Annotated in this window: 10 protein-coding genes and 1 pseudogene; 10 read left to right on the top strand and 1 reads right to left on the bottom strand. The window is 26.6% G+C overall.

Annotated elements, in window-relative coordinates; all coding sequences use genetic code 11:
* The 3 genes from ACRDBA_RS17970 to ACRDBA_RS17960 form a co-directional block, all read left to right on the top strand.
* Positions 1–498, top strand: a 498-nt coding sequence (locus ACRDBA_RS17970) for a response regulator transcription factor (protein ID WP_438574307.1), incomplete at its 5' end; no start/stop codon positions are given.
* Positions 482–1,963 carry a sensor histidine kinase gene (locus tag ACRDBA_RS17965; RefSeq protein WP_438574306.1) on the top strand — a complete coding sequence of 494 codons (1,482 nt, stop codon included), beginning with the start codon at positions 482–484 and terminating at the stop codon, positions 1,961–1,963. The genes ACRDBA_RS17970 and ACRDBA_RS17965, both read left to right, overlap by 17 nt.
* Positions 1,964–2,159: 196 nt before the next feature.
* Positions 2,160–2,294: a hypothetical protein gene (locus ACRDBA_RS17960; protein WP_438574305.1), complete on the top strand. Its 135-nt coding sequence runs from the start codon at positions 2,160–2,162 to the stop codon at positions 2,292–2,294.
* Between the two features lie 114 nt (positions 2,295–2,408).
* Here the strand turns inward: ACRDBA_RS17960 and ACRDBA_RS17955 are convergent, their stop codons facing one another.
* Positions 2,409–3,383 carry an LCP family protein gene (locus ACRDBA_RS17955; protein WP_438574304.1) on the bottom strand — a complete coding sequence of 325 codons (975 nt, stop codon included), beginning with the start codon at positions 3,381–3,383 and terminating at the stop codon, positions 2,409–2,411.
* A 358-nt stretch (positions 3,384–3,741) separates the two neighbouring features.
* On the opposite strand from ACRDBA_RS17955, the gene ACRDBA_RS17950 reads away from it, so the two are divergent.
* The 7 genes and pseudogenes from ACRDBA_RS17950 to ACRDBA_RS17920 form a co-directional block, all read left to right on the top strand.
* A complete protein-coding gene (locus ACRDBA_RS17950) occupies positions 3,742–4,797 on the top strand; it encodes a hypothetical protein (RefSeq protein WP_438574303.1) in 1,056 nt (351 codons plus the stop codon).
* Between the two features lie 51 nt (positions 4,798–4,848).
* Positions 4,849–5,676: an NAD(+) diphosphatase gene (gene nudC / locus ACRDBA_RS17945; RefSeq protein WP_438574302.1), complete on the top strand. Its 828-nt coding sequence runs from the start codon at positions 4,849–4,851 to the stop codon at positions 5,674–5,676.
* A 160-nt stretch (positions 5,677–5,836) separates the two neighbouring features.
* Positions 5,837–6,694, top strand: coding sequence for a protein kinase family protein (locus tag ACRDBA_RS17940; RefSeq protein WP_438574301.1), 858 nt, complete (start codon positions 5,837–5,839; stop codon positions 6,692–6,694).
* Positions 6,695–6,903: 209 nt separating this feature from the next.
* A complete protein-coding gene (locus tag ACRDBA_RS17935) occupies positions 6,904–7,296 on the top strand; it encodes a hypothetical protein (protein WP_438574300.1) in 393 nt (130 codons plus the stop codon).
* Between the two features lie 327 nt (positions 7,297–7,623).
* Positions 7,624–8,328, top strand: coding sequence for an ABC transporter ATP-binding protein (locus ACRDBA_RS17930; RefSeq protein ID WP_438574299.1), 705 nt, complete (start codon positions 7,624–7,626; stop codon positions 8,326–8,328).
* A 1-nt stretch (position 8,329) separates the two neighbouring features.
* Positions 8,330–10,831 carry an ABC transporter permease gene (locus ACRDBA_RS17925; protein ID WP_438574298.1) on the top strand — a complete coding sequence of 834 codons (2,502 nt, stop codon included), beginning with the start codon at positions 8,330–8,332 and terminating at the stop codon, positions 10,829–10,831.
* Positions 10,832–11,364: 533 nt separating this feature from the next.
* A pseudogene (locus ACRDBA_RS17920) lies at positions 11,365–12,156 on the top strand (hypothetical protein); the annotation flags it as partial.

Below are 12,156 nucleotides of genomic sequence, written 5' to 3'. Positions count from 1 at the left end.
AGGCTTGATGGATATGGTTTATGCAAGATGATTAAAAGAGCAGATGAAGAAGTAGGGATTATATTTTTAACTGCTTTAGGAGATGAAGAAAGTGAAGTAAAGGGATTTGATTTAGAAGCTGATGATTATATATCAAAGCCATTTTCTTTTAATATTTTAATTAGGAGAGTAGAAGCAGTTTTAAGAAGAAAGAAAAAGGAAAAGTCAGAAAAGGATAGATTAATTTTTGATAAGCTAAGTTTAGATAAACAAACCTATAAAGCTTTTATAGATGAAAATGAAGTAGAGCTTACATTAAAGGAGTTTAATATATTAAAGCTATTAATATTAAGTTATCCAACAGTAGTTTCTAGGGAAATGCTTATAGAAAAAATATGGGGATATGATTATTACGGAGATACTAGAGTTATAGATGCCCATATGAAAAATATAAGAAAAAAGATTCAAAAGGATTATATTAAAACTGTAAAGGGAGTAGGATATGTCTTGGAAAAATAAGTGGAACAGTATAGGAATAAAAAAGAAGATATTTGTTAGTAGCGGAATAATAATGACTGCTTCTTTTATGATTTTATATATGTGTATTTATATATTTATGCCAAGAGTATATAACGGATATATAGTTAAGAAGATAAATAATAATGTTAAAGTCTTAGAAAAAACATTAAGTGAAGAAGAGTCAATTGATTTAATAGATGTTTTAGATAAGTTTTCATATGATAATAATGTGCAGCTTATATTATTTGATAAGGAAGAAAATAATGATGTAAAAAATATTATTTATACATCATTTAAAGGTGGAATGAAAAATCCAAGTAAGATCCCTTTTTTACATAATGATAATGGAATGTTCAATGTAAGAGTAGGTGGAGAATATGATGATCCATTTCAAGCGCCAGTTATAAATAATAGTAAAAGGGAAAATTTAAATATTAGAAAATCAGTATTTATAAAAGTATTAGGAAATGAATATAATATGGCAGTCCATGTTCCTGTAAGTCCAATAGAGCAAATAACTACAGTAGTGGAGCTTTTCTTTCCTTTTGCAATAGTTGCAATAATAATAATTTCAATAATAATATCTATTTTTTATTCAAGATTAATAAGTAAGCCATTAATAAGTATAAATGATGTTGCTAAAAAAATGGCTAATTTAGATTTTGAAAATAAGTTAGAAGTAAAGGGTGATGATGAAGTAGGGCAATTATCTAGTAGCTTAAACTTAATGAATAAAAACTTAAAGGAATCCTTTGAAAGAATGGAAGCAGAAATAGAAAGGGAAAGAGCTTTAGAAAAGGAAAGAAGAGAATTTATAGCTACAATATCTCATGAATTAAAATCACCTATTACAATAATAAGTGGACAATTAGAAGGTATGATTTATAACATAGGTAAATACAAGGATAGAGACAAATATTTAAAGGAATCCTATGATGTAACTCAAAATATGAGAGAGCTTGTGCAAGAAATTCTTTATTTAAGTGAAAGAGAAAATGTAGATTATAAATATAATTTTACTAAAGTAAATTTAAGTCTTTTATCAAGAAATGTAATAAATAGATTAAGTTATTTTATTGAAGAAAAAAATATGGCTTTAGAAACATATATAGAAGATGATATTTTTATAATGGGTGAAGAAAAGTTATTAAGGAAGGTTATAACTAACATTATTAAAAATGCAATAACACATTCACCTAAGGAAGAAAGAATTATAGTTACTTTAACTAATTCAAAGTTAACAGTAGAAAACACAGGAGTAATTATAGCGGAAAGAGATAAGGATGAAATTTTTAATGCTTTTTATAGAGTAGACAAATCAAGAAATAGAAAAACTGGTGGATCAGGATTAGGGTTATATATAGTAAAATCAATTTTAGATAAACATTCAAATATAGAATATAATATAAAATCAAAAGATAATTCTGTAATATTTATAATGAAATTTACAGAAAAATTGCTTTGATTTTTGGGACCATAGAAATAAAATTAAAATTTTAAAAAGACATGTTTTAAGTTTGTATTTTTAATATATAATAATTAATACAATATATTTAAAAGTGATTATTTCTAATATTATAAAATCTTATCTTGTATGATTAAGTATATTTGGGTAATATCTATTATAATAGTTATGAGTAGAATAAGGGGAGTGTGACATAATGGAAAGTATAGGACTTGGAATATTAAGCTTAATGGCATTAATAACATTAGCCGGTGGAGCAGCATTATATGGAGTTAAAATGAGAAATAGAAATAAAAACTGGGGAAAAGAGCAAGATGAAGAGAAGAAGTAAGAGTGAATAGTTAAGAAGTTATAGGGAAAAGTGAAGAGTTTTTTGGATAAAACAAGCCTTCTACAATTTAGATGTAGGAGGCTTGTTTTATATATTTATAGATATTTTATATCATTAATTTGAATATAAGAAATCATGAATCTCTTTAGTAGTTTGTTCTTTATCAATTAACATATGATACATATCAGTCCACACAGTTTCATACTCACCATCTAATGGGAAACGAGATTGTTCTATAGCGTAATTTCTAGCAGTTATTAAAATACTATTAAGTGAAAAAATCTCTTCATTAGTTAAGTTTGTAGAAACATAAGGTAATAAATCATTTGCTATTGAATTAATATCTAGAATAGATAAATTCTTTGACTTTTCAAATAAATTTAATATAACATCTCTTTGTCTTTCTGTTCTTTTAAAATCTCCACCATCTGTAGCTCTAATTCTGCAGTAAGCAGCTATTTGAGTTCCATTTAAGCTTTGCATTCCAGGTGAAGTTAATAATTCTGTAGTAGTTTCATTACGTTTATCAATGCTTTTTATGTATCTATTAATATGCTCTAATTCTCCAGGAGTAATTTCAATTTCCATGCCACCTAATCTATCTATAATAGAAGGAAGTTTTTTTAAGTCAACTTGTATAAACTTATCTATTTTAAGATTAAAGTTATAGTTAATTGTTTTTAAAATAAGGCTTGGACCACCAGATGACATAGTATAATTTAAGTTTTGCTGACCACTTCCGTTTGGTAAATCTAAGTACATATCTCTCATTAAAGAAAGTAAGTTTATTTTACCTGTATTTTTATTTATAGATAAAATAAGTGTAGAATCAGCAGCACCAATAGTTTCACCTGAATAATCTGTTCCAAATAAAGCTATAGTAAATACATCTTGTTGTTCTTTGTCAAAGTTAGTTTCAGCATTACTAGGATCTAGTTCAGTATCAGTAACATCTTTTCTATCTATGGATACTCTTTGGACCTTATTGCCTAAGTAGCCTACATAAACTGAAGCCGAAATAATTGATAAAATAATTAAACTAATAAAAGTTAAAAAAATAGTTTTTCCTATTGATAATTTTCTTTTCATAATATCTCCTTTTTAAAAAGGAAATATGTAATTAAAGTTAATATGTAAGTAATTAATATTATAAATAAAAAATATTCTATTATCTATATTAAATATAAAAATAATTATAAGAATTATTCCAAATAAAAAAAGATGATGGCTGTATTAATGGTATATAATGGGGGAAAGGTTGGGGAATTGCCATCATCTATCTTAAGTATGAACACTAAAGAATAATTATATTCAATAGCATAAAATATTTATTTAAATTATTTTTAGTAAAAGAATTTATCTTTTACAAAAATCTGATTAGATAATAAATGCAAAGGTAATACTTTAAAATAAAAAATAGCACTAAGATAAAGGATGGTATTACAAGATGAAATTATTGCTTAAAGGTTTAATTATTTGTTTTCTTATTAGCTTTATTACTAATATAAATGTAAATGCTTCAGAGGAACAGGAAAGATTAGAAAGTCAGCTTCAAGAAATAGGTATAGAGGATAACTATAGTGAAAATATTGCTGAGTATGTATATTATTATGTATTAGATGATAAAAAAATTGAAGAAGTGGTTCAAAGAGGAGAAAAAATAGCGTCTACTGTAGAAAATAAATCTTCATTAACAGATTTTAAATTTAATGATTTAATATCTATTTATAATGATTTTAATTTTATAACAAAAGCCTTAAACTTAAAGTTAAACTTTAATTTAAGAGATATGAGCATAGAAATAAAAGAAAAAAATAATAATACAGTTTTAATAAAAGCAAACCTAGAGCAAATAAGTGATTATTATAATAATTATGTAGATGACTTTGCACAAGATGGAATAATGAATATAGTTAAGGACGAAAAAAAGCAAAAGGAAGAAAAGTTAAAGGTAGCCCCTGTTGGGAATATGAATTTTAATAATAATAATCTAGAGGCTAAATATAACAACAGTGAATTAGCCAAAGCAAATTATATAGAAAATAAAAGGGATACTTTAAAGGATGAAAATAATGAAGAAAAAGAAATAAGTGCTGCTGGAAACTATAAGAGCAGTGAAAATGAAAAATCCTTAAAATCACAGGATGTAAAAAATGAAGGCAAGTTAGAAGGAAGTGATGGTTTATCACAAGTTAGCAATAATAATACTGTTAATATAAATAAAGAAGAAAAAGAAAGTGTTTATAATGATAATATAGAAGACGGTAAAATTCAAAATGTTAATAGTAGCATAAATGAAAGTGAAAATAGCACTACTGGTGTTAGTAATGTAAATAGAGATAAAAAGGATATAGCTGATATTTTAAATGATGAAGAAAGTAATGAAGTAATGAATGATTTAGTATATACTAAAGATAATGTTGATACTTTATTATGGATTGCAGTAATAATTATTGCATTAATTGGAGTATTAGTTTCAGCTAAAAGATTAATTAGGGGTTGATTTAGTCAACTCCTTTATTGTATTAAAATTTATTATAAGAAGGTAAGGATTATGAAGAATAGATATTTTGAATTTATACCATTAATAAAAAGAAAAGAAGAAAAAAATGATTTAATGTTTATATTTGAAAAGGGAAGTTTATTATTAAAAAAGATAAATGACACTTTAAGTATTCCTATTAGATCAGATATAAATGATGAAGTTTTAAATAATAGTATGATTCATTGTATGGGTGAATTTAATAAGATTGGATGTTATGCAGTAGAGGGAGTAAATATTGATAATATATCTAATGATTTTGAATTAGTAGATTTATATGAGTCAGGCGTAATTTTAAGTGAAGATATGTTTTCTTTAGCAGGAAGAGGTAGACAAATAATACATTTTAATCAGCAAAGTAAGTTTTGTGGTAAATGTGGATCTAAGACTATTGATAAGACAGATGAAAGAGCAAAGATTTGTACATCATGTGGAAATTTAATTTTCCCAAGTATATGTCCAGCTATAATTGTTGCAATTACTAAAGGTGATGAATTACTTTTGGCTCATAATAAGAATTTTAAAAATAATATGTATAGTATAATTGCTGGATTTGTAGACCAAGGTGAAACCCTTGAAGAATGTGTTAAAAGAGAAGTATTTGAAGAGGTTGGAATAAGAGTTAAAAATATTAGATACTATAACAGTCAGCCCTGGGCATTTCCTAATTCTTTAATGGTTGGATTTATTGCTGAATATGAAAGTGGAGAAATAAAGGTAGATGGAAAAGAAATAGTCCATGCAGGGTGGTTTAAGGAAGGAAATTATCCAACACTTCCAAGAAAGATGTCCATTGCAGGAAAGATGATAGAAGCCTTTAGAAAGGGAAGTTTAACTTAAGATATTTTCAAACATAAGTTAAATATGTAACATTTATAATAATAACTTCATAAAATATACTATGTAGTATATAACCTAATAAATCATAAAATTAACTTAGATTTAAACTATAAGATAAGGTTTATACGATGGCTAGCCGTTGTAGCATGAGGTATAAAGAATGAAGGGATATAAGAATATAAACGAGATTAGAGGAAGAGAAAAGAGAGAAGAAGTCAAGGTTTATAAGAGAAGAAAAAAGGGAAATGGAAAAAGAGAAAATGCTAAGGATTATAAAAATGGTGAAGCTGTAAAAAAGCTTAAGGATATATATTATAAGAAAAATGAAGTTGTAAAAGGATATACTATAATTAAGATTATAGGTGCAGGAAGATATGGAATTGCTTATTTAGCTAAAGGTGAAAATGGAAAACTTGTTGTAATAAAGCAACTGAAAAATGAAATGTTAGAAAGATCAAGAAGTAAGTTGTTTTATGAAAAGAGTATAATGAAAGCTTTAGATAATCCTTGCTTTCCTAAATATATAGGTAGCTTTAAGGATGAATATAGAGAAGGCTATATAATGGAATATATAGAAGGAAAAGTTTTTGAAGATATTTTAGCTAGAGAAAACTATAGATTTAATAGAGAAGAAATTTATAAAATTGCAGGTCAAATAATTGATATTATAGAAATATTACAGCAAAACAATATTGTACATCGAGATATAAGAATGCCAAATGTAATTGTAAAGGAAAATGCTGACTTAGTTTTAATAGACTTTGGACTAGCTAGATTTATAGATGGAGATAAGTATGAAAAGGATGTAGATTATTGGTATTTAGCTGATTTTTTAATTCATCTTTATTATTCATTTTATAAAGGTAATGATGAAGACGAAAAGCCTTGGAATGAAGAGTTAGATTTAACTAAAAATGAAAAGATATTTTTAGAAAAGCTTATGGGGATAAATGATAGTTACGATGATATTAAAGATATAAGAAAGCAATTAGATATAATAAAAAATGAAAATAAATAGATTCTTTAAACCATGTAATTAGTAGAGTAGGATAAAATAGAATACTTAATAATTACATGGTTTAACAATATAAAAATATATTTATAAGATATAAAAAACATTAAACATAATTTGAAAAATGTAACATAATTACTATGTTAAGCATAATATATATTAAGTAAATGATAAAAATCACTTACAAAAGATGAAAATAATGAGAGGTGTTTTATATGAAATATTACCAAGAACAATCATATAGAGGTCACAACTATTATAAGAGAAGAAGTTCAAGTAGTCATTCAAGTAGTAGCTCATCAAATAGTAGTTCATCATATAGTAGTTCAAGTAGCTCAAATAGTAGTTCATCAAATAGCAGAACAAGTAGATCAAGTGGATCAAATAGTGGATCATCATACAGCAGTTCAAATAGTAGTTTATCAAATAGTAGTTCAAGTAGATCAAATAGTGGATCATCTTATAGCAGAACAAGTAGATCAAACAGTAGTTCATCATTTAGCAGCTCAAATAGTAGTTCATCATATAGCGGATCAAACAGTAGTTCATCATATAGCAATTCTTCATATAGTGGATCATTTAGTAGATCAGAATCAGATATTTGGTAGTATTTAAATAAAGCTATATAATTCGATAAGATAAAGTTATATAAAACATACAATTATAAATTGGTATAGTTGTATGTTTTATTTAGATTACTTTCAATAAAGATAAGTTAAATTTTTATTAAGGAAATTAACTTCTATCAATAAAGTATAGACTTAGTTTTTAAATACTTTAGACATAAAAAGTTAATACTATTAAAGAATTTTTTAGGATTTTTGATTGTTGTGATGTGGTATTATATATATATCGGTATAGTTAATTTTATATCTTATAATTAGTTTAATTAATGATAAAATGTATATTTAGTCAATGTGTAGGGAGGATTTTAAATGAGTAAGTATATTGAATTTATAGATGTTAAAAAGGTTTATAAAATGGGGGAAGTAGAAATAAATGCTTTAAGTGGAGTTGATTTTTCTATTAATAAAGGAGAATTTGTTATTGTAGCTGGTGCAAGTGGAGCAGGTAAAAGTACAATATTAAATATCTTAGGTGGAATGGACCAAGCTACCACAGGAAAGGTTATAGTAGATGGAAATGATGTGACTTCATATTCACAAAAGGAGCTTATTACATATAGAAGATTTGATATAGGGTTTGTTTTTCAGTTTTATAATTTAGTTCAAAACTTAACAGCTCTTGAAAATGTAGAATTAGCAACTCAAATATGTAAAAATCCATTAAATATAGAAGAAACTTTAGAAGCAGTAGGATTAGCTGATAGAAAAAATAATTTCCCAGCTCAGCTTTCAGGTGGAGAACAACAAAGAGTTGCAATAGCAAGAGCTTTAGCTAAAAATCCAAAGTTATTACTTTGTGATGAACCAACAGGGGCACTAGATTATAACACAGGAAAAGCTATTCTTAAGCTTCTTCAAGATACATGTAGGGAAATGGGAATGACAGTAGTTATAATTACTCATAACCTAGCTTTATGCCCTATGGGAGATAAAGTAATCCATGTTAAAAATGGAAAGATATCTAAAGTAGAAATTAATGATAATCCAACTCCAGTAGAAAGGATTGAATGGTAATATGAGAAATATGTTATTAAAGGATACCTTTAGAGATATAAAAAAATCTCTAGGAAGGTTTATGTCTATATTAATTATAATATCATTAGGGGTAGCCTTCTTTGTAGGAGTTAAATCATCACCATTAGTAATGAGAGCAACAGCTGATAAATACTATGATGATTATAATTTAATGGATATAAGATTAATATCTACTCTTGGATTAACAGATGGAGACATAGATGCGATTAGGAAAATAGAAGGAGTAGAAGGTGTTTTTGGAACCTATTCAAATGATGTGATATTAAATCATAATTCTAGGGAAATGGTATTAAAGACACATGCTTTAGATTTAAATAAGTTAAATAATGAAGATAAAGATTATATAAATAGAGTAAATGTTATAGAAGGAAGATTACCAGAAAAAAGTGGTGAAGTGGTAATAGAAAATATAGAAACCTTATCTGATATAAAAATTGGAGATACTATTAAATTAGAGTCAGGTTTAGAAAAGCCACTAGAAAATACTTTAGAAAAAACTGAATATACAGTAGTAGGTAAGGTTGAAACACCTTATTATTTATCATTTGAAAAGGGAAGTAGCAACTTAGGAGCAGGTGTAATAAATGCTTTTATTATGATTCCACAAGAGGATTTTAAAAGTCCAGCATATTCAGAAGCCTTTATTACAGTAAAGGGAGCTAAGGAATTACATTCATATAAGGATGAATACTTTGATGTAGTAGATAAGGTTACTGCTGAGCTTGAGGGAATAGAAAATGAAAGAACAGAAAAAAGATATGAAGAAGTAACAGCAGGATTACCTGAAGCAATAGCATCAACTATTAATAAACCAGAATGGATAATATTAGATAGAAATAGTCATTATTCATATGTTGATTATGGAAATGCTGCTGATAGTATAAATGCTATAGCTCAAGTATTCCCAGTTTTCTTTTTCTTAGTAGCAGCACTTGTTTGCTTAACTACTATGACAAGAATGGTAGATGAACAAAGAGTAAATATTGGTACATTAAAGGCTTTAGGTTATAGTAAGGGTGCAATTGCATCTAAGTTTATAATTTATGCATTATCTGCAAGTTTAATTGGAAGTGCATTAGGAACATTAATAGGATTTAGTGTATTCCCAGCTGTAGTTATGGATGCATATGCAATGATGTATGTTCTTCCTCCAGCAGTTAAGCTTTTTGATATTGGACTTGTATTAATGGCAACTTTAGTTGCAGTTGCAGTTACAGTATTATCAGCATATTTAACTGTAAATAAGGAATTAATAGAAACTCCTTCTTCTCTTATGAGACCAAGGGCTCCAAAGGAAGGAAAGAGAATACTTATAGAAAGAATTCCATTTATATGGAATAGATTAAACTTTATAGGTAAGGTTACAGTAAGAAATATATTTAGATATAAAAAGAGATTCTTTATGACTGTCTTTGGTATTGCTGGATGTACAGCTTTATTATTAACTGGATTTGGAATAAAGGATTCTATAAAAACTATTGCAGATAAGCAATTTGGAGAAATAAATAAATATCAACTTACTATTAACTTAGATAAAAATGCAATAGAACTAGAGAAAAAAGAACTTGGAGAAACTATTTTAGATGATGAAAGAATAGAAAAGTTCCAATTTATAAATACTGAAAATGGTAATATAGAAAAAGATGATATTAAAAAACCTGCAACAATATTAGTTCCAAATAATATTGATGAAATGCGTGATTTTATAAGTCTTCAAGATAGAGTTTCAGGTGAGGCTATTAATTTAAGTAATAATGGTGTAGTAATAACAGAAAAAATAGCATCTTTATTAAAAATTAAAGATGGAGACAATATTACTATTTTAAATGGAAACAATGAAAAGACTGAAGTTAAAGTAGCGGGAATTACTGAAAACTATGTTTCAAATTATATTTATATGTCACCACAATATTACAATGAGGTATTTGGCAAGGAAGTTAAATATAATAATATAGTATCAGTATTAAAAGAAGGTGTAGATGAAGATGCACTTATAAAGGATTTAATTACTGAAGCTGGTATATCTGGAGTAAGTAGTAGCACAGCATTTAAGGATACCTTTAGCGATACAGTTAAAAGTTTAAATTATGTAGTTCTTTTAATGATAATATCAGCAGGTGCATTAGCATTTGTAGTTCTGTATAACCTAACTAATGTTAATATTTCAGAAAGAATGAGAGAAATAGCAACTATTAAGGTATTAGGCTTCTATGATAAGGAAGTTTCAGCTTATATTTATAGAGAAAATATAATATTAACTTTAATTGGAACAGCTGTAGGGTTAGGACTTGGTGTTATTCTTCATAAATTTATCATGGTAACAGTAGAAATGGAAAACATGATGTTTGGTAGAATAATAGATCCAGGAAGTTACTTTATATCAGCAATCTTAACAATACTATTTGCAGTATTAGTAAACTTTGCAATGTATTATAAGCTTAAAAATGTAAAAATGGTAGAATCATTAAAATCAGTAGATTAGTACTTTAAGGTAAGAGTGAATAGTGAAAAGTTGAGAAAGTTTATAATGAAGATAGCCGTTTAAAACAGTGAAAATAATGAAAATTTGAAGAGAGTGTCTTATAGATAGTTTTAAATTATTTATAAGGCACTTTTTTGATGTATAGAAAAGTATAAAATTTTTGAGTTTTTAAACTTAGTTATATAGATGGTTTCAATGGATAAAATGTTAAAAGTGTAACCTTGAAGTGGGCTTAGTATAGCCGCTTTTTTGTTATACATAAATATAAAAGGTGATTTTTAGTAATTTTAAGTTGATATTTACTTGAAAAAACTTTAATATAAAATTGAATTCAATTCAAAAAATAATATTATAATAAATTTAAAAAATGAATATATGTCGAAGAAAATAGAATGAAAGAAATAGAGCAATATTTTAATCACTTTTTGGTTTTAAGGGAAAAGGGGTGGGTATAAAGCTAAATCTAAAAAAGGGGGATAGTTGAAGCTATAAATTAAGCTTTAAAATTTATTTAAATGAGGTGATTTTTAATATTGCAAAAACAAAAGAATGAGGTATCTAACAAAGATGCAAGTAAAAAAGAGCGTTTCTTAAAAAAGAAAGGTTTAATAGTATTAATTTTATTGCTATTGATTTTTTGTGGAACCATGTTTGGATTTTATTTAAAAAATAATGATTTGAATAGTTCTATAGCAGGTAATTCTGAAATTACTAAAAATGAATCTACAAATGGTGATGAAACAAAAGAGAGCTCTGAAAGTGAAGAGGAAGTTTCTACAAATGATGGGGGAAATTCAAGCACAACTAAACCTAATGAAGTAGAACAAAATGGAAGTAATCAGGGAGTTAATAACTCAAATAAAAATGATAAGCCTAATGCAAATGGCAATAAACCAAATGTAGGAACTACTCCAGAAAGTGGAGGAAGCAATTCAGATGGAGGAAATAAGCCAGGAAATGGTGGAGGCAATTCAGGTAACGGTGAAAGCAATCCCGGTGAAGGTAGAGATTCAGGAAGCGGAGGAAGTAATCCAGGTGAAGGTGGAAATTCAGGAAGTGGAAATGAAAATCCAGGTACAGGAGAAGAAAGGCCTAAGTTTAATGTAAGTATTTTAGATATAGTTGCATTAAATAAAGAAAATAGGGAAATTCTTTATTTTGAAAAGGGTGAGGAAGTAAAGTTACTTATATCAGTTGAAAACACGTCAGGTATAGATGTAAATGAATTTGTTATTAATGATAATAATTACATTGCATCTAAAAAAACAGATATATTTAATTTATTTAAAAGAAAAAATATATCAGAAAAATATGAGGTTTTATTA

This window comes from Clostridium sp. (genome assembly GCF_051654825.1).
Lineage (GTDB): Bacteria > Bacillota > Clostridia > Clostridiales > Clostridiaceae > Clostridium.
The sequence above is the reverse complement of the archived record's forward strand: the minus strand, read 5'-3'. Positions and strand labels throughout refer to the sequence as shown.